This window comes from Mycobacterium marseillense (genome assembly GCF_010731675.1).
GTDB lineage: Bacteria > Actinomycetota > Actinomycetes > Mycobacteriales > Mycobacteriaceae > Mycobacterium > Mycobacterium marseillense.
Map to the genome: position 1 here is coordinate 684,025 of NZ_AP022584.1, position 17,922 is coordinate 701,946.

General features: G+C 68.0%; 18 protein-coding genes. 14 read left to right on the forward strand and 4 right to left on the reverse strand.

Going from position 1 to position 17,922, the window contains the following annotated elements; translation table 11 throughout:
- The 3 genes from hisG (at position 1) to G6N26_RS03030 (ending at position 2,860) form a co-directional block, all read left to right on the forward strand.
- Positions 1 to 855: an ATP phosphoribosyltransferase gene (hisG, locus tag G6N26_RS03020; protein WP_067168460.1), complete on the forward strand. Its 855-nt coding sequence runs from the start codon at positions 1 to 3 to the stop codon at positions 853 to 855.
- Positions 856 to 974: 119 nt separating this feature from the next.
- The gene (locus tag G6N26_RS03025) at positions 975 to 1,493 is read left to right on the forward strand and encodes a DUF4126 domain-containing protein (protein ID WP_179960281.1); all 519 of its coding nucleotides are present in this window, start codon (positions 975 to 977) and stop codon (positions 1,491 to 1,493) included.
- Complete coding sequence (locus G6N26_RS03030) at positions 1,490 to 2,860, forward strand: FAD-containing oxidoreductase (protein WP_083018806.1); 1,371 nt, start codon at positions 1,490 to 1,492, stop codon at positions 2,858 to 2,860. The genes G6N26_RS03025 and G6N26_RS03030 overlap by 4 nt, the downstream gene beginning before the upstream one ends.
- An 18-nt stretch (positions 2,861 to 2,878) precedes the next feature.
- Here G6N26_RS03030 and G6N26_RS03035 read toward each other — a convergent pair whose 3' ends face one another.
- The gene (locus G6N26_RS03035) at positions 2,879 to 3,775 is read right to left on the reverse strand and encodes a RecB family exonuclease (RefSeq protein ID WP_067168457.1); all 897 of its coding nucleotides are present in this window, start codon (positions 3,773 to 3,775) and stop codon (positions 2,879 to 2,881) included.
- A gap of 74 nt (positions 3,776 to 3,849) precedes the next feature.
- Between G6N26_RS03035 and trmI the strand changes: the two genes are divergently transcribed.
- Entirely contained in the window at positions 3,850 to 4,695 is an 846-nt protein-coding gene (trmI, locus tag G6N26_RS03040) for a tRNA (adenine(58)-N(1))-methyltransferase TrmI (protein ID WP_067168456.1), read from the forward strand.
- Here trmI and G6N26_RS03045 read toward each other — a convergent pair.
- Entirely contained in the window at positions 4,692 to 4,991 is a 300-nt protein-coding gene (locus G6N26_RS03045; protein ID WP_067168455.1) for a DUF503 domain-containing protein, read from the reverse strand. The two genes, trmI and G6N26_RS03045, sit on opposite strands and share 4 nt — an antisense overlap.
- Before the next feature lie 8 nt (positions 4,992 to 4,999).
- Entirely contained in the window at positions 5,000 to 5,629 is a 630-nt protein-coding gene (gene lppK, locus G6N26_RS03050) for a lipoprotein LppK (RefSeq protein ID WP_067168454.1), read from the reverse strand.
- Between the two features lie 309 nt (positions 5,630 to 5,938).
- Here lppK and arc point away from each other — a divergent pair, with 309 nt between their 5' ends.
- Positions 5,939 to 7,768: a proteasome ATPase gene (arc, locus tag G6N26_RS03055; protein WP_083018863.1), complete on the forward strand. Its 1,830-nt coding sequence runs from the start codon at positions 5,939 to 5,941 to the stop codon at positions 7,766 to 7,768.
- Between the two features lie 34 nt (positions 7,769 to 7,802).
- Entirely contained in the window at positions 7,803 to 9,608 is a 1,806-nt protein-coding gene (locus G6N26_RS03060) for a hypothetical protein (protein ID WP_083018808.1), read from the forward strand.
- A 7-nt stretch (positions 9,609 to 9,615) separates the two neighbouring features.
- On the opposite strand, the gene G6N26_RS03065 is transcribed toward G6N26_RS03060, so the two are convergent.
- Positions 9,616 to 10,221, reverse strand: coding sequence for a hypothetical protein (locus G6N26_RS03065; protein WP_083018810.1), 606 nt, complete (start codon positions 10,219 to 10,221; stop codon positions 9,616 to 9,618).
- A 123-nt stretch (positions 10,222 to 10,344) separates the two neighbouring features.
- On the opposite strand from G6N26_RS03065, the gene dop reads away from it, so the two are divergent.
- From dop to tatA, 8 genes are all read left to right on the forward strand, one after another.
- Positions 10,345 to 11,853 (forward strand): pup deamidase/depupylase, encoded by a 1,509-nt coding sequence (gene dop / locus G6N26_RS03075; protein WP_083018812.1) that lies wholly within the window; start codon positions 10,345 to 10,347, stop codon positions 11,851 to 11,853.
- Between the two features lie 129 nt (positions 11,854 to 11,982).
- The gene (locus tag G6N26_RS03080; protein WP_067168450.1) at positions 11,983 to 12,177 is read left to right on the forward strand and encodes a ubiquitin-like protein Pup; all 195 of its coding nucleotides are present in this window, start codon (positions 11,983 to 11,985) and stop codon (positions 12,175 to 12,177) included.
- Positions 12,174 to 13,049, forward strand: coding sequence for a proteasome subunit beta (prcB, locus tag G6N26_RS03085; RefSeq protein WP_067168449.1), 876 nt, complete (start codon positions 12,174 to 12,176; stop codon positions 13,047 to 13,049). The genes G6N26_RS03080 and prcB overlap by 4 nt, the downstream gene beginning before the upstream one ends.
- Positions 13,046 to 13,819, forward strand: a complete 774-nt coding sequence (gene prcA, locus G6N26_RS03090; RefSeq protein ID WP_067168448.1) for a proteasome subunit alpha — start codon at positions 13,046 to 13,048, stop codon at positions 13,817 to 13,819. Before prcB ends, prcA begins: the two co-directional genes overlap by 4 nt.
- 221 nt (positions 13,820 to 14,040) lie before the next feature.
- Positions 14,041 to 15,399: a Pup--protein ligase gene (gene pafA, locus G6N26_RS03095; protein WP_095577084.1), complete on the forward strand. Its 1,359-nt coding sequence runs from the start codon at positions 14,041 to 14,043 to the stop codon at positions 15,397 to 15,399.
- 147 nt (positions 15,400 to 15,546) lie between these two features.
- Positions 15,547 to 16,545 (forward strand): helix-turn-helix transcriptional regulator, encoded by a 999-nt coding sequence (locus G6N26_RS03100; protein ID WP_083018814.1) that lies wholly within the window; start codon positions 15,547 to 15,549, stop codon positions 16,543 to 16,545.
- Positions 16,542 to 17,513 (forward strand): helix-turn-helix transcriptional regulator, encoded by a 972-nt coding sequence (locus G6N26_RS03105; protein WP_083018816.1) that lies wholly within the window; start codon positions 16,542 to 16,544, stop codon positions 17,511 to 17,513. Before G6N26_RS03100 ends, G6N26_RS03105 begins: the two co-directional genes overlap by 4 nt.
- A 94-nt stretch (positions 17,514 to 17,607) precedes the next feature.
- Positions 17,608 to 17,886, forward strand: a complete 279-nt coding sequence (tatA, locus tag G6N26_RS03110; protein ID WP_083018818.1) for a Sec-independent protein translocase subunit TatA — start codon at positions 17,608 to 17,610, stop codon at positions 17,884 to 17,886.
- The last annotated feature ends 36 nt before the right edge of the window (positions 17,887 to 17,922 follow it).

Below are 17,922 nucleotides of genomic sequence, written 5' to 3' on the forward strand. Positions count from 1 at the left end.
ATGCTGCGGGTCGCGGTTCCCAACAAGGGCACGCTCAGCGAGCCGGCCACCGAGATCTTGGCGGAGGCCGGCTACCGGCGCCGCACCGACTCCAAGGACCTGACCGTCATCGATCCGGCGAACCAGGTCGAGTTCTTCTTCCTGCGGCCCAAAGACATTGCCATTTATGTGGGTTCGGGCGAGCTGGATTTCGGCATCACCGGGCGCGACCTGGTGGGCGATTCCGACGCCCCCGTGCGGGAACGTCTGGCGCTGGGATTCGGGTCGTCGAGCTTTCGCTACGCCGCACCGGCCGGGCGTGACTGGAAGATCGCCGATCTGGCCGGCAAGCGGGTCGCTACGGCGTATCCCAACCTGGTCCGAAAAGACTTGGCGGGCCGCGGTATTGAGGCGACCGTCATCCGGCTCGACGGCGCGGTGGAGATCTCGGTGCAACTCGGCGTCGCCGACGCCATCGCCGACGTGGTCGGGTCCGGGCGCACCCTGAGCCTGCACAACCTGGTGGCCTTCGGTGATCCGCTGTGCGATTCGGAGGCCGTGCTGATCGAAAGCGACCAAAGCAGCCGGTCCGGGACGCAGACGGCGCGCGATCAGTTGGTGGCGCGCATCCAGGGTGTGGTGTTCGGCCAGCAGTATCTGATGCTCGATTACGACTGCCCCCGCTCGGTGCTCGACAAGGCCACCGCGATCACGCCGGGGCTCGAGTCGCCGACCATTGCGCCCCTGGCCGATCCGGATTGGGTTGCCATCCGCGCGCTCGTACCGCGCCGGGGTGTGAACGAAATCATGGATGAGCTGGCCGCTATCGGCGCCAAGGCGATCCTGGCGTCCGATATCAGGTTTTGCCGGTTCTGATTGCACGCGCGGTGCGAACGCCGCGGCTGTGTTAGCGTCCGCCTCGGGGGACTGCCCGGGTTGGCGTATGGGCCGTCCCTGAAAAGGTCGCCAGTCGTTTCGTCCTCCAGGAGGTCTTCGTGACTCATGCGCTTGTTGTGTTGCTGGCTTTGTTGATTGGTGTCGTCGCCGGGTTGCGTTCGCTGACGGCGCCCGCGGTCGTCGCGTGGGCCGCCGCCCCCGCTCTGCTGGGTTGGATCGATCTGCACGGCACGTGGGCGTCCTGGATGGCCAGCATCATCGCGGTCGTCGTCTTCACCGTGCTCGCCGTCGGTGAATTGATCAACGACAAGCTGCCCAAGACCCCGCCCCGCACGGCGGCACCGATCTTCGCGGCCCGCATCGTCATGGGTGGCCTCGCGGGCGCGTCGCTGGGGGCCTGGCCGCACTGGACCTTCACCGCGCTCGGCGCCGGTGTCATCGGCGCGGTGCTCGGCACGCTCGGCGGCTACCAGGCGCGCAAACGGCTGGCCGCGGCGGCGGGCAGGGACCTGCCCATCGCGCTGCTCGAGGACGCGGTCGCGATCGTCGGCGGATTCGTCATTGTGGCGGTAACGGGCCACGTGTTGACGGAGTACCTGCTGACGGCCATTAAGTGACAGAACATTTCGACGCGATCATCATCGGTGCGGGCCAGGCCGGCCCGCCGTTGGCTGGCCGGCTGACGACAGCCGGGCAGCGCGTCGCGATCGTCGAACGCAAACTGGTCGGCGGCACCTGCGTCAACACCGGATGCATCCCCACCAAGACGCTGGTGGCCTCCGCGCATGCCGCGCACCTGGCGCGGCGCGGCGCGGACTACGGCGTCGGCACCGGCGAGATCACCGTGGACATGGCAAAAGTCAAGGCCCGCAAGGACAAGATCATGCTCGACGACCGCAAGGGCGTCGAAGATTGGCTCGACGGCATGGACGGCTGCACCGTCGTCCGCGGGCACGCCGTGTTCGAGGATCCGCACACGGTGCGGGTCGGTGACGACGTGCTGCGCGCCGACCGGATCTTCCTCAACGTCGGCGGCCGCGCCGTGGTGCCCGACATTCCGGGCCTGGACGAGGTCGAGTTCCTCACCAACACGTCGATCCTCGAACTCGACACGGTGCCAACGCATCTCGTCATCGTGGGGGGCAGCTACATCGCGGTGGAGTTCGCGCAGATGTACCGGCGTTTCGGGGCCCGGGTGACGGTGGTGGAGCGCGGTCCGCGGCTAGCGTCACGCGAAGACGAGGATGTCTCGGCCACCATCGAGGACATCCTGCGGGCCGAGGGCATCGACATCGTCCTCGGTGCTGACGACGTGCGAGTGACCAAGAATGGCGACGGATTTGAGCTGACACCTCGCGACGGCGCGACGCCCATCCCGGGGAGCCATCTGCTGCTGGCGGTGGGCCGGCGCCCTAACACCGAAGACCTGGGCCTGTCGGCCGCCGGTGTGCAGACCGACGCCCGCGGCTACATCGTCGTCGACGATCAGCTCAAGACCAGCGTCGAGCACATCTGGGCGATGGGCGACTGCAACGGCAAGGGCGCGTTCACCCACACGTCCTACAACGACTTCGAGATCGTCGCCGCCAATCTGCTCGATGACGACCCGCGCCGGGTCAGCGACCGCGTCAGCACCTACGCGCTCTACATCGATCCGCCGCTGGGCCGCGCCGGGCTGACCGTCGAGCAGGTCCGCGCGTCGGGACGCAAGGCGCTGGTCGGTAAGCGACCGATGACCAGGGTCGGCCGTGCGGTGGAAAAGGGTGAGACACAAGGCTTCATGAAAGTCGTGGTCGACGCCGAAACCCAGGAGATCCTGGGCGCCGCCGTCTTCGGAGTCGGCGGTGACGAGGCGATTCACTGCATCCTGGACGTCATGTCGGCCAAGGCGCCCTACACCACGCTCTCGCGCACCATGCACATCCATCCCACCGTCAGCGAGCTCATTCCGACGGTCCTGCAGGAGATGTCGCCGCTCGACTAACCGCGATCGGGCCAGCGCTTAGGCCGCCGGCTCGTTCGAATGCGAATCACTTTGCGCGTCAAGGGCTTCCGGCCAACCGGGGTAAGGCGGCGGTGTCCCACCGAAAAGCGGGCAGTGCTGTTGGTGGGGACACCAGTCGCACAGTCGCGACTGGGTGGGACGGAAATCGCCCGTCTGGCCGGCGGATTGGATGGCGCGCCAGATCGCGATCAGGGTCTTTTCGAAGCGCAGCAGCTCGTCGTGATCCGGCGAATAGTCCAGCACCTGGCCGTCGGCCAGATAGATCAGCCGCAGCCGGGTGGGCGGCACACCGCGCGACCGCAACAGCGCCACCGCGTAGAACTTCATCTGGAACATGGCCTTGAACTCGGCCAGGGCCCGCGCGGCCGGTGGCGCCTTGCCCGTCTTGTAGTCGACCACCCGGAGTTCGCCGGTGGCGGCGACGTCGATGCGGTCGATGAACCCCCGCAGCAGCGTGCCGTCGGCGAGTTCGACCTCCACGCGTTCTTCACAGCACTGCGGGTCGAAACGGGTCGGGTCTTCCAGGCGGTAGTAGCCGGCGAGCAGCGCCTGGGCCTCGGTCATCAGCTGGGTGCGCTGGGCAGGGTCCAGGTCGGCGGTGAGCTCCGGCGTCGCGGCCATCACCTGCTCCCAGGCGGGCTGCACCAGCGACATGGCGGTGTCGGGGCCGCGCTGCGCGGCGGGCAGGCCGTAAAGCTGCTGCAGGGTGGCGTGAACCAGAGACCCGCGCAGCTGCGCCTGCGACGGCGCCTCGGGCAGGCGGTCGATGGCCCGGAACCGGTACAGCAGCGGGCATTGCTTGAAGTCCGCCGCCCGCGACGGTGACAGCGCCGGGCGTGACACTTGCCTCGCCGGCGCCGTCACCGCCTGCGGCGCTTCCGGCTGGACGATCATGTGGGAAGCCTATGACCGGGCGCCGACAACCCCCAAGCACCCGCTGCGGTGAGTCGGCTGGCACGCTAGACCGCGTGTCCGTAACCGGCCCATTCACCGCGGGCGAGCGTGTTCAGCTCACCGACGCCAAGGGTCGGCACTACACGATGGTGCTCGCCGAGGGTGCCGAGTTCCACACCCATCGCGGGTCGATCCCGCACGACGCGGTGATCGGGCTCGAGCAGGGCAGCGTGATCAAGTCCAGCAACGGCGCCGTGTATTTGGTGCTGCGGCCCTTGCTGATCGACTACGTGATGTCGATGCCGCGCGGGCCGCAGGTGATCTACCCGAAGGACGCGGCGCAGATCGTCCACGAGGGAGACATCTTCCCCGGGGCCCGGGTGCTCGAGGCCGGGGCCGGTTCGGGCGCGCTGACCTGTTCGCTGCTGCGCGCGGTCGGGCCCGACGGGCGGGTGGTCTCCTACGAGCAGCGCGCCGACCACGCCGAACACGCCCAGCGCAATGTGTCGGTGTTCGCCGGCGGCGACGTCCCGGACAACTGGGAATTGATCGTCAGCGATGTGGCCGACTCCCAGCTGCCGGACGGATCCTTCGATCGCGCGGTGCTCGACATGCTCGCGCCGTGGGACGTGCTGGAGTCGGTCGCGCGGCTGCTGATCCCCGGTGGCGTGCTGATGATCTATGTGGCCACCGTCACCCAGCTGTCGCGCACCGTCGAGGCGCTGCGGGCGCAGCAGTGCTGGACCGAGCCGCGGTCCTGGGAGACGTTGCAACGCGGCTGGAATGTCGTGGGGCTCGCGGTGCGGCCGCAGCATTCGATGCGCGGGCACACGGCGTTCCTGATCTTCACGCGCCGGCTCGCTCCCGGCGTGGTTGCGCCCGCGCCACTGGGTCGCAAGCGCGAAGGCCGCGACGGCTAATCGATATCGTCGCCGCGCAGCAGCGAGCGGCGCACCGACAGCAGCTCGAACTCGGGATGCGCGGCCACCAGCCGCTCGGCCGCATCGAGGACGTCGACCGCGTGGCCGCGGTCACCGGAGACCAGGGCGACCCCGATGCCGGCCCGCCGATACAACTCGTGCGAACCCGTCTCGGCCGCCGAGACGCTGAACCTGCGCTGCAATTCCGCGACGACGGGGCGGATGACCGAACGCTTCTGTTTGAGGGAGCGAACGTCGCCCAGCAACACGTCGAACTCGAGCCAGCCGATCCACATCCGGCGAATCAGCCCGGCGGGGTTGGGGACGGCGGGGGTTCGGGAGCCGGCGGCGGTGGTGGCGCAGGGGATTCCGGCGGCGGCGCGGGTTCGGGCGGGCTCGCGGGAGCCCCGGACGACGGCGCCGTCGGCGCCTTGCCCAGGGCCAGCAGCATCTCTGCGGTGTGCCGGGAGAGCTGCCAACCGCCTTGGAAGGGAGCGAATTCCATCGGGAAGGTGAAGTTCGCATTGTTGGCCTGGGCGGTGTGGACGGCGATGCTGGCCTTCACATTCGACGGGTTCTTGTCCGACCATGCGATGTCGTTCGCGGCGAACGTCATCGGCAGGTAGCCGTTGTCCCGCAAGGCGTTGGTGAACTTGTCCAGGGTGGGCGCGCTCTCCGGGGTCGCGCCTTCCACCAGGCTCACCTTGGCGTCGCCGGGGACGTTCGGATCGGCCAGCCGGCTCAGGACGTCGGTGAGGGCCTCGGGCGGTGGCAGGGGAGCCGTGACGGGAGCAGCAATCGGGCTGGACGTGGCCGGCGGCAGCGAAGAGACGGTCGACGCCTCGCTTGCCGGGTGCTTGGCCGAACACGCCGCGAGTCCGACCACCGCCAGGGCGGTGGCGGTGCTGAGCGCGACGGAAAGTGGTCGGTGCATCCAGTCGGTCGGCCGGCTAGGCGGCTCTGGCCGCTTCGGGTGGGAACGATGTCGCTAAGGTCGGGCCGATGGGTGCAACTGAGGTCACACCGGCGGTGACTGCCACGAGAGCCGAGCCGGTGGCGAGGCTTTTTGCGGTCACTCTGCCACCTCCCACGGCCGTTTCGATCATCACGATTAGTGGCCGAGATTACCAGCGTGACGAAAATCTTAACTTTTCGTGGGTATTTGACTACCCACATCAATCGTCAATCGCCGGTAGCTTTGAAGTATCCGCCGCGCCAATTCGGTGTGGGAAAGGAGCGCAACATGGGTAGCTCAGATCGTTCTGAAGCTTTCGGAACGTCCCACGAATCAGACATGTCCAGCGGCGACGAGGCCGAGTTGGAGCAGCTGCGCCGCGAGGCGTCGATGCTGCGCGAGCAACTCGAGCACGCGGTCGGCACGCAAGGCGGCGCCCGCTCCGCGCGCGATGTGCATCAGCTCGAAGCGCGCATCGATTCCCTCGCGTCCCGGAACTCGAAGTTGATGGAGACCCTCAAAGAGGCCCGCCAGCAACTGCTGGCGCTGCGCGAGGAAGTCGACCGGCTGGGGCAGCCGCCCAGCGGTTACGGCGTCCTGCTCGGCACGCACGAAGACGACACCGTCGACGTGTTCACGTCCGGCCGCAAGATGCGCCTGACGTGCTCGCCGAACATCGAAGTCGCGGTGCTGCGCAAGGGCCAGACGGTTCGCCTCAACGAGGCCCTGACCGTCGTGGAAGCGGGCACGTTCGAGTCGGTCGGCGAGATCTCCACGCTGCGTGAGCTCTTGGCCGATGGACACCGCGCACTCGTTGTCGGTCACGCCGACGAGGAACGCATCGTCTGGCTCGCCGAGCCACTGGTCGCCGAGAACCTGCCGGACGGCCATCCCGACGCTCTCAACGACGACACCCGGCCCCGCAAGCTGCGGCCCGGCGACTCGTTGCTGGTCGACACCAAGGCCGGCTACGCGTTTGAGCGCATCCCCAAGGCCGAGGTCGAGGACCTCGTGCTGGAAGAGGTGCCCGACGTCAGCTACCTGGACATCGGTGGCCTGACCCGCCAGATCGAGCAGATCCGCGATGCCGTGGAGCTGCCGTTCCTGCACAAGGAGCTGTACCGGGAGTACGCGCTGCGTCCGCCCAAAGGTGTGCTGCTCTACGGTCCGCCCGGGTGCGGTAAGACGCTGATCGCCAAGGCGGTGGCGAACTCGTTGGCCAAGAAGATGGCCGAGGTCCGCGGCGACGACGCCCGCGAGGCCAAGTCGTACTTCTTGAACATCAAGGGCCCCGAGCTGCTGAACAAGTTCGTCGGCGAGACCGAGCGTCACATCCGGCTGATCTTCCAGCGCGCCCGCGAGAAGGCGTCGGAAGGCACACCGGTGATCGTGTTCTTCGACGAGATGGACTCGATCTTCCGCACCCGTGGCACCGGGGTGTCCTCGGACGTCGAGACGACCGTGGTCCCGCAGCTGCTCAGTGAGATCGACGGTGTGGAGGGACTCGAGAACGTCATCGTGATCGGCGCCTCCAACCGCGAGGACATGATCGACCCCGCCATCTTGCGGCCCGGGCGCCTCGACGTGAAGATCAAGATTGAGCGCCCGGATGCCGAAGCGGCGCAAGACATCTTCTCGAAGTACCTGACCGAGGCGCTGCCGCTGCACGCCGACGACCTGGCCGAGTTCGGTGGCGACCGGACCACCTGCATCAAGGCGATGATCGAAAAGGTCGTCGAGCGGATGTACGCCGAGATCGACGACAACCGGTTCCTGGAGGTCACCTACGCCAACGGTGACAAGGAAGTCATGTACTTCAAGGACTTCAACTCCGGGGCGATGATCCAGAACGTCGTCGACCGCGCGAAGAAGAACGCGATCAAGTCGGTGTTGGAAACGGGCCAACCGGGTCTGCGCATACAGCATCTGCTGGACTCGATCGTCGACGAGTTCGCCGAGAACGAGGACCTGCCCAACACCACCAACCCCGATGACTGGGCGCGGATTTCGGGCAAGAAGGGCGAGCGGATCGTTTACATCCGCACGCTGGTCACCGGCAAGAGCTCGAGCGCATCGCGGGCCATCGACACCGAGTCGAACCTGGGTCAGTACTTGTAAACATTTGTCGGCGTCACCGACTAGCGTCGCACCCGTGCGGCTCCGCTTTGACGCTCCCGGCGACGACGACGCCTACCACCAGGCTCGTGGTGTGCTGTTGGATGAGCTCGACGGTTGGTGGGCCGGAGTCGACTCGGATCGGGAGGCGGTCGTCTCCGACGTCGCCGTCTTCCTGGACTGGCGTTACTTCGACTCCACCGGTGTTCTCGACGATTTCGCGGCCGGCGATATCGCGGAATTTTTGCTGGAGTGGTGTCCGCGGCGGTTCGAAGGCCGGCCGGACGACGCCGTCAGTCTGTGCTTCGCGGTCGGCGTATACGTCGACTTCATGGAGGCGACGGGGCGTCTGGTCGGCGGTGCCGACCGCGCCGCCAGATTGCGCAGGCTGGCCGACGACCTCGCGCCGACCCTGCTGGCCGAAGCACGCGACCCTACCGTTGTCGAGGATCTTCCGGACCCGGGCGAGGCGCCGGAGCCCTTCGAACTGCCGTTCCTCTACGTCCCGCCGTCCGCGACCGACCTGGCGGCCGCCGCGACGGCGGTCCCGCTGCTCGCCAAACTCGATGCCTTGCGCGACTATCTCGGGCCGGACGGCAAGCCGCTCACCGACAAGGGCGAACTCGAACTGGCCGATGGTCGCGCGCTGGTCGAACGCCTCGACACCGGCGACGTGTTGGATTTCGCGTTGGGCGAGCGGAAATATCCGGCGCGGTCGACGGCGGCACTGCGGCGCCTGAATTTCCTCGTCGAAGTGGCCATCGAGGCGGGCGCGGTGGACGTGCATCGCCACCGGGTGCTGTCGGGGCAGGAGTGGGGGACACGCTCGCCGGTGGAGCAGGCGGAGGCGCTGTTTGCGGCGATCCTTTTGTCGCGCCCGCTGCGGTCCTTGCATTCGTCGCAGCTCTACCCCGAGCAGAACGTCATGCACGACCTGCTCGACGACGGGATCGCGTGTTGGCTGGCGCCGCTGCTACAACTCGACGCGGAACTTCCCTTCGACACCTTGCTGGAGTGGGTGCACGCGCTGGTTGCCGCGCAACGGCGGTCGCACCGCTGGTATGGCGACGAGGAGGACACGCTCGAGGCGTACGTCGAGGACGACATGGGCCGCCTCCTCGACGTTCTGCGGCTGGCCGGTGTGGTGCGCTGGACCGACGCCGTCGAACGGCCGCAGCCGCTCGGGCCCAGCGATTGGACCGGTGGCACCCTGGCGCTGACCGCGCTGGGGCGCCGCGTCGTGCCGGAATACCTGGAGGACGCCGGATTCGCGCTGCGCCGCCTCGACCGAATCAACGACTGGGACGCGACGGACCTCATCGGCGCAATGTTGTTGGTGGGCAACGACACTCATGCGCCGTTGATAGCAAACTGGCGGCCTGATCGGCCGGCCGCCGAGCGGGTGCGGATGGTCACCGAGGCGGCCGCGGCCATGGACACCGCGGCCGGCCGGACGATGTGCTTCGTCGCGCTGAACGAGTTCGACATCGAGGTGGCCGAACCCTTCGTCCGTCAGCTGCTGGACAGCCCGGTCGCCGGGCACGCTGCGCTGTGGCTGATACAGCGGGACCGCGCCGACGCCGAGACACTGGCGAGCTTTGTCGACGTTGCGGTGATCGTCGACGTCCTCGCGGAGTCGTTGGAATCGCCCGAGGAGTTGTGCGGCCTCTTCGCCGGGTTATCGGATCCGTCCCAGCTGTTGGACGACATCTGGCGCCATCCGGCGCCGGAGACCGCGCTGGTTCTCGACGCGCTCGGCCGTCATTTGCCCGACCGCGCGCTCGCCAAAGCCGCGCGCAAAGCCGCGGTGCGCCACCAGAGCTGGATGGCGAATCGCCTCTGAGGCGGTGTCAGTCCAACTGGAGCGAGTAGCTGTTCGTCAGCTCGTCCTGGGTGACGTGGGCGGGACGGGTCCGGGTGTCCACCCGCAGCGCCTCGGTCAGCACGCGCGCGTGGTAGGCCCACCGGTGCGGCAGGTTGAGCCGGGCGGCCAAGCCGGGCAGGTCGCGGCGCGACAGCGTCGGATCAGCCACCTGGCTCCAGGTTTGCATCACCCAGCGCTGCCCGCCGGGATCGACAAGTTCGTAGACCTCTTCACCCGGATTGAAGACGAAGACCGTGTGACGATTGACCTGATTGGCGGTGTAGGGCGTGGGATTCATCGACGACAGCAGGACCGTGGCCTGCTGAATCATCTCGATCCCGCCGAAGGTCTTGGTGATCTGCGGCCCTTGCCGGTACTTCTCGATGGCGTTCATCAGCCAGTAGCGCGGACCGTTGAGCAGAGCGGTGGCCGCCCCGTGTTCCTTGGCGATGGCCTGGGCGTCGAGCTGCGACCACAGCTCGGCCGGACAGTCGTTGAGCGGGAAGCTGTTGTAAACCGTGGCCTGCGGTCCCGCCTCCCCGGGGGTCACGAGAAGCACTTCGCCGTAACGCTTCCCGGATAGGTCGGTCATCCCGTGAAGCTAGTCACCGCCGTCAGCGCCGTCAACAGCAGACGCGGTCACCGATGACCAGCGGCTCCAGGGCGCCGACGCCCGGGAGAAGGTCAATTCCGCACCTCGCCTAGTCTTTGAAGCATGCAAAGGATTATCGGGACGGAGGTCGAATACGGCATTTCCTCGCCATCGGACCCGACGGCCAACCCGATCCTCACGTCGACGCAGGCGGTTTTGGCGTACGCGGCCGCGGCGGGCATCCAGCGCGCCAAGCGGACCCGTTGGGACTACGAGGTGGAATCCCCGCTGCGGGACGCCCGCGGCTTCGACCTGAGCCGCTCGGCCGGTCCGCCCCCGGTGGTCGACGCCGACGAGGTCGGCGCGGCCAACATGATCCTGACCAACGGGGCACGGCTCTATGTCGACCACGCGCACCCCGAATACTCCGCCCCCGAATGCACCGACCCGCTCGACGCCGTGATCTGGGACAAGGCCGGCGAACGGGTGATGGAGGCCGCCGCCCGGCACGTCGCCAGCGTGCCCGGGGCGGCGAAATTGCAGCTCTACAAGAACAACGTCGACGGCAAGGGCGCGTCCTACGGGTCGCACGAGAACTATCTGATGTCGCGGCAAACGCCGTTCTCGGCGATCATCGCCGGGCTGACCCCCTTTCTGGTCTCGCGCCAGGTGGTCACCGGGTCGGGACGCGTGGGTATCGGCCCCTCCGGTGACGAGCCCGGCTTTCAGCTGTCGCAGCGCTCGGACTACATCGAGGTCGAGGTCGGCCTGGAGACCACCCTCAAGCGCGGCATCATCAACACCCGTGACGAGCCGCACGCCGACGCCGATCGGTACCGGCGGCTGCACGTCATCATCGGCGACGCGAACCTCGCCGAGACGTCGACCTACCTGAAGCTGGGCACCACGGCGCTGGTGCTGGACCTGATCGAGGAAGGCCCGGCACACGGCATCGACCTGAGCGACCTGGCGCTGGCGCGGCCGGTGCATGCGGTCCACGCGATCAGCCGCGACCCGTCGCTGCGCGCCGTTGTGGCGCTGGCCGACGGCCGCGAGCTGACCGGTCTTGCGCTGCAACGGGTTTACCTCGACCGGGTGGCCAAGCTGGTCGACAGCCGCGATCCCGATCCGCGCGCCTCCGACGTCGTCGAAACGTGGGCGCACGTGCTCGACCAACTCGAGCGCGACCCGATGGAATGCGCCGAAATACTCGACTGGCCGGCCAAACTGCGCCTGCTCGAAGGGTTCCGGCAGCGCGAAAACCTGAGCTGGTCGGCGCCGCGCCTGCACCTGGTGGACCTGCAGTATTCCGACGTCCGGCTCGACAAGGGGCTGTACAACCGGCTCGTCGCGCGGGGCTCGATGAAGCGCCTGGTATCCGAACACCAGGTGCTCGAAGCGGTGGACAGCCCGCCGACCGACACCCGCGCCTACTTCCGCGGGGAATGCCTGCGCCGGTTCGGCGCCGACATCGCCGCGGCCAGTTGGGACTCCGTGATCTTCGACCTGGGCGGCGATTCCCTGGTCCGCATTCCGACGCTGGAGCCGCTGCGAGGCAGCAAAGCGCACGTGGGAGCGCTGTTGGACTCGGTGGATAGTGCCGCGGAACTGGTGGAACAACTCACCAGCTAGACGCCGGTTCAGCCGGGGAACGTCGGGGTTGACCGGTAGGGTAGGAAAGACCAACGGGCAAGCGTGGCCTGACATTGGCGTCGACAATGAAAAGCCATTCAACAAGCCCAGACAAAGCAGGAGGCGGCGATGGCTCAGGAGCAGACCAAGCGTGGCGGTGGTGGCGACGACGAGGACGACTTCGCCGGCAGCACGGCCGCGGGCCAGGAGCGCCGGGAGAAGCTGGCCGAGGAGACGGACGATTTGCTCGACGAGATTGATGACGTTCTCGAGGAGAACGCCGAGGACTTCGTGCGGGCATACGTCCAAAAGGGCGGCCAGTGACCTGGCAGTTCTCTGATCGTCTACCCACCAACTCCGCACTTCCGGGAAATCCCGCTGTAGATCTGTCGTCGTTCGCCGACTTCCTGCGCCGTCAGGCGCCGGAGTTGCTGCCGACCAGTTTCGGGGCAGCCCAGCCGGAAAGCGCTGGGGCGCAGCTGCCCCACGGAACCACCATCGTCGCGCTGAAGTACCCCGGCGGCGTGGTGCTTGCCGGTGACCGGCGCTCGACGCAAGGCAACATGATCGCCGGGCGCGACGTGAAGAAGGTGTACATCACCGACGACTACACCGCGACCGGCATCGCCGGAACCGCCGCGATCGCCGTGGAATTCGCCCGCCTTTACGCCGTGGAGCTCGAGCACTACGAGAAGCTCGAGGGCGTGCCGCTGACGTTTGCCGGCAAGGTGAACCGGCTGGCGATCATGGTGCGCGGCAACCTCGCCGCCGCCATGCAGGGTCTGGTGGCGCTGCCGCTGCTGGTGGGCTACGACATCGACGCGGCCGACCCGGAGGGCGCCGGGCGCATCGTGTCGTTCGACGCGGCCGGGGGCTGGAACCTGGAGGAGGAGGGCTACCAGTCGGTGGGCTCGGGATCGATCTTCGCCAAGTCGTCGATGAAGAAGTTGTACTCCCAGGTCACCGACGCGGATTCCGCGGTGCGGGTCGCGATCGAGGCGCTCTACGACGCGGCCGACGACGACTCCGCGACCGGCGGGCCGGACCTGGTCCGCGGCATCTATCCCACGGCGGTCACCATCGGCGCCGAGGGCGCGCTGGAAGTGCCGGAGGGCCGCATCGCCGAGTTGGCTCGCGAGGTGATCCAAAGCCGTTCGCGTGCTGACACTTTCGGCCCCGATGGTGGTGAGAAGTGAGCTTCCCGTATTTCATCTCGCCTGAACAGGCGATGCGCGAGCGCAGCGAGCTCGCGCGCAAGGGCATCGCGCGCGGCAAGAGCGTAGTCGCCCTGGTCTACGCCGGCGGCGTGCTCTTCGTCGCGGAGAACCCGTCGCGGTCGCTGCAGAAGATCAGCGAACTCTACGATCGCGTGGGTTTTGCCGCCGCGGGCAAGTTCAACGAGTTCGACAATTTGCGCCGTGGCGGAATCCAATTCGCCGACACCCGCGGCTACGCCTACGACCGTCGCGACGTCACCGGCCGCCAACTGGCCAACGTCTACGCGCAGACCCTGGGCACCATCTTCACCGAACAGGCCAAGCCCTATGAGGTGGAATTGTGCGTCGCCGAGGTGGCGCACTACGGCGAGACGAAACCGCCTGAGTTGTACCGGATTACCTATGACGGGTCGATCGCCGACGAGCCGCATTTCGTGGTGATGGGTGGCACCACCGAGCCGATCACCACCGCGCTCAAGGAGTCCTACGCCGAGAACGCCAACCTGCGCGAGGCCACGCGCATCGCCGTGAAGGCGTTGCGGGCCGGTAGCGAATCCTCCAACGGCGACCAGTCCACCCTGGACGTGGGCAGCCTGGAGGTCGCCATCTTGGACGTCAACCGCCCGCGCCGGGCGTTTCGGCGGATCAACCGGGCCACCCTGGAAAATCTGCTGCGCGAGCTGGATTCGAACGGGTCCGCCGACGGCGACGGCGACGAGGGCGATTCGAACGGCGAATCGTCCGACTAGACCGGACCCCAAACGCCTGGGTGGGCCCTTCTCGCCGATACCGGTGTGGCCTCTGGTGCGCAAGGTGCTGGTGAGACCGCGCATCGCCACGGCGTGCGCCGGCCCCGCGTGATCGCGAGCGGGCCACGCGCGCCCGGAAAAACGGGCGCGCGAAAAACTTCGTCGATCCGTAGGCGCGGCTTGCTCACCGCCGCGCTCGGACAACCAGTACGCTCGATTATGTGCAGCGGCGAATCATGGGCATCGAGACCGAGTTCGGGGTCACCTGCACATTCCACGGCCATCGACGGCTCAGCCCGGATGAGGTGGCCCGCTACCTGTTCCGGCGCGTCGTGTCGTGGGGCCGCAGCTCCAACGTCTTCCTGCGTAACGGCGCCCGGCTCTACCTCGACGTGGGCAGCCACCCCGAGTACGCCACCGCCGAATGCGACAGCCTGGTGCAGCTGGTCACCCACGACCGCGCCGGGGAATGGGTGCTGGAAGACCTGCTCGTCGACGCCGAGCAGCGGCTCGCCGACGAGGGCATCGGCGGCGACATCTACCTGTTCAAGAACAACACCGATTCGGCGGGCAACTCCTACGGGTGTCACGAGAACTACCTGATCGTGCGGGCCGGCGAATTCTCCCGGATCTCCGACGTCCTGCTGCCGTTCCTGGTCACCCGCCAGCTGATCTGCGGGGCCGGCAAGGTGCTGCAGACGCCCAAGGCCGCCACGTTCTGCCTTTCCCAACGCGCCGAGCACATTTGGGAGGGCGTCTCCTCGGCCACCACCCGCAGCCGCCCGATCATCAACACCCGCGACGAGCCGCACGCCGACGCCGAGAAGTACCGGCGCCTGCACGTGATCGTCGGCGACTCCAACATGTGCGAGACCACCACCATGCTCAAGGTGGGTACCGCGGCGCTGGTGCTGGAGATGATCGAGGCCGGCGTCCCGTTCCGCGACTTCTCGCTGGACAACCCGATCCGCGCCATCCGCGAGGTCAGCCACGACGTCACCGGCCGGCGGCCGGTCCGGCTGGCCGGTGGCCGTCAGGCCAGCGCCCTGGACATCCAGCGCGAGTACTACAGCCGCGCCGTCGAACACCTGCAGACCCGCGAGCCCAACGCCCAGATCGAGCAGATCGTCGACCTGTGGGGCCGCCAGCTCGACGCCGTCGAGAGCCAGGACTTCGCAAAGGTCGACACCGAGATCGACTGGGTGATCAAGCGCAAGCTGTTCCAGCGCTACCAGGACCGCTACAACATGGAGCTGTCCGACCCGAAGATCGCCCAGCTGGACCTGGCCTACCACGACATCAAGCGCGGACGCGGCGTCTTTGATCTGCTGCAGCGCAAGGGGCTTGCGGCCCGCGTCACCACCGACGAGGACATCGCCGAGGCGGTCGACAATCCGCCGCAGACCACCCGGGCGCGGCTGCGTGGCGAGTTCATCAGCGCCGCCCAGGCCGCCGGCCGCGACTTCACCGTCGACTGGGTGCACCTCAAGCTCAACGACCAGGCGCAGCGGACGGTGCTGTGCAAAGACCCCTTCCGTGCCGTCGACGAGCGGGTCAAGCGGCTGATCGCCAGCATGTAGCCGCCGGCGGCTCAGCTGTCACGTCAACCACACCGGCACCTCCGTGGCTGGTCGCTACCGACGCGGACTGATGTGGCAATTGGGAATCCTGCGACGCGGTGCGCCGGTGGAAGCGCCGGGTGCCGACCATCGAATAATCTGGTCCCGATGGCGACGTCAAAAGTCGAACGGTTGGTGAACCTGGTCATCGCCCTGCTGTCCACCCGCGGGTACATCACGGCGGAAAAGGTCAGGTCGAGCGTGGCGGGTTATTCGGAGAGCGCGAGCGGCGAGGCGTTCTCCCGCATGTTCGAGCGCGACAAGAACGAGCTGCGTGACCTCGGCATCCCGCTCGAGGTCGGCAGGGTCTCGGCCATGGACCCCACCGAGGGCTACCGGATCAACCGCGACGCCTATGCGCTGGCGCCGGTCGATCTGACCCCGGACGAGGCGGCCGCGGTGGCCGTCGCGACCCAGCTGTGGGAGTCGCCCGAACTCATCACCGCCACCCAGGGCGCGCTGCTCAAACTGCGTGCCGCCGGCGTCGATGTCGATCCGGACGCACCGGTCGCCATCGCGTCGCCGGTCGGGGTGCCGGGCCTGCGTGGCTCGGAGGATATTCTCGGAATCCTGTTGTCCGCCATCGACTCCCGACAGGCCGTCCAGTTTCCGCACCGGCCGTCGCGGGCCGAGCCCTACGCCACCCGCACCGTCGAGCCCTGGGGCGTCGTCACCGAGAAGGGTCGCTGGTATCTGGTCGGCCACGACCGCGACCGCGACGCCACCCGCACCTTCCGGCTCTCCCGGATCGGTCCCGACATCACGCCCGTCGGCCCGGCGGGCGCGGTCACCGTGCCGGACGGAATCGACCTGCGCCGGATCGTGGCCCAGACGGTCACGGACGTTTCCGCGACGCCGGCCGGCGGGCTGGCCCGGGTCTGGGTGGCCACCGGGCGGGCCACCGCGCTGCGCCGGGCCGGCAGGTCCGCGGGCGAGCGGCGAGTGGGTGAGCGCGACGGCACGGTGATCGAACTCGACATCCGGTCCACCGACCAGCTGGCCCGTGACATCGCCGGCTACGGCCCCGACGCCCTGGTGCTCGAGCCGCAATCGCTGCGCGACGACGTGCTGGCCCGGCTGCGGGGTCATGCGGGCGTGTCCGCATGACCCCCATCTCCACGCGCCTGGTCCGGCTGCTGAACATGGTCCCGTACTTCCAGGCCAACCCGCGCGTCACCCGGGCCAAGGCCGCCGCCGACCTCGGGGTCTCGGCCAAGCAACTCGAAGACGACCTCAACCAGCTCTGGATGTGCGGCCTGCCCGGCTATTTCCCGGGTGATCTCATCGATTTCCAGTTCTCCGGGGACACCATCGAGGTGACGTTCTCCGCCGGCATCGACCGCCCGCTCAAGCTCACCTCGCCGGAAGCCACCGGCCTGCTGGTGGCGCTGCGGGCGCTGGCCGACATCCCCGGCGTCGTCGACCCCGAAGCCGCGCGCAGTGCGATCGCCAAGATCGAGGATGCCGCCGGCGCGCTGGGCCACGACGCCACACACGCGGCGACGGCCGTCGACGAGCCCGCACCGGTGGAAAGCCGCGCCGCCGCCGCGGTGCGCGCGGCCGTGCAGTCGCGACACGCGCTGGCCATCGATTACTACTCGGCCTCACACGACACCCTCACCAGCCGGGTCGTCGACCCCATCCGGGTGCTGCTGATCGGGGGGCACAGCTACCTGGAGGCCTGGTCACGGGAGTCCGAAGGGGTCCGGCTGTTCCGCTTCGACCGGATCGTGGAGGCCGGCGAACTCGATGAGCCCGCGGCGCCGCCCGAGCCAGTGCTGCACGCCCCGCCCGACACCTCGCTGTTCGACGGCGATCCCTCGCTTCCGTCCGCCAAACTTCTGGTGGCTCCCGCGGCGTCCTGGATGTTCGAGTACTACCCGATGCGCGACGTGCGCGAGTTGGCCGACGGATCCTGCGAGGCGGTGATGACCTACGCCTCCGAGGACTGGATGACGCGGCTGGTGCTCGGCCTGGGGCCCGCCGTGCGGGTGCTGGAACCGGAGTCGCTGGCGCAGCGGGTGCGGGACGCGGCGTCGGCCGCCGTGGCGTCCTATGACGCCCTGAGCTCATAAAAGTCCAGGCAACGTGGCTCCGCCGACCGGCGCGGGCCCACCGCCGCCGAGCGCTACTGCGGTAGCATCGGGTCAACGTCTGGAGGTAATCAAAGTGGGCAGTCTTAGTCCGTGGCACTGGGCGATCCTCGCGGTCGTGGTGATCTTGCTGTTCGGTGCCAAGAAGCTCCCCGATGCGGCGCGTTCGTTGGGCAAGTCGATGCGGATCTTCAAGTCCGAGATCCGGGAGATGCAGAGCGAGAACAAGCCGGAGACCTCGGCTTTGGGGACCCAAAGCGACGCCTCCACGGCCAATCCCACGCCCGTGCAGTCGCAGCGGGTCGACGCTCCGGCGCCCAACGAGCAGGGGCACAGCGAAGCACGCCCGGCCTAGCCGCCGTCATCGTCGCGGTGCCCGAGCGCCCCTGAC

Excerpts from the sequence above, each read along its gene's own strand:
- hisG (WP_067168460.1), top strand. The coding sequence starts at position 1 with ATGCTGCGGGTCGCGGTTCCCAACAAGGGCACGCTCAGCGAGCCGGCC.
- G6N26_RS03035 (WP_067168457.1), bottom strand. The coding sequence starts at position 3,775 with ATGATCGTCCAGCCGGAAGCGCCGCAGGCGGTGACGGCGCCGGCGAGG.
- G6N26_RS03045 (WP_067168455.1), bottom strand. The coding sequence starts at position 4,991 with ATGTGGATCGGCTGGCTCGAGTTCGACGTGTTGCTGGGCGACGTTCGC.
- lppK (WP_067168454.1), bottom strand. The coding sequence starts at position 5,629 with ATGCACCGACCACTTTCCGTCGCGCTCAGCACCGCCACCGCCCTGGCG.
- arc (WP_083018863.1), top strand. The coding sequence starts at position 5,939 with ATGGGTAGCTCAGATCGTTCTGAAGCTTTCGGAACGTCCCACGAATCA.
- G6N26_RS03065 (WP_083018810.1), bottom strand. The coding sequence starts at position 10,221 with ATGACCGACCTATCCGGGAAGCGTTACGGCGAAGTGCTTCTCGTGACC.
- dop (WP_083018812.1), top strand. The coding sequence starts at position 10,345 with ATGCAAAGGATTATCGGGACGGAGGTCGAATACGGCATTTCCTCGCCA.
- G6N26_RS03080 (WP_067168450.1), top strand. The coding sequence starts at position 11,983 with ATGGCTCAGGAGCAGACCAAGCGTGGCGGTGGTGGCGACGACGAGGAC.
- G6N26_RS03100 (WP_083018814.1), top strand. The coding sequence starts at position 15,547 with ATGGCGACGTCAAAAGTCGAACGGTTGGTGAACCTGGTCATCGCCCTG.
- G6N26_RS03105 (WP_083018816.1), top strand. The coding sequence starts at position 16,542 with ATGACCCCCATCTCCACGCGCCTGGTCCGGCTGCTGAACATGGTCCCG.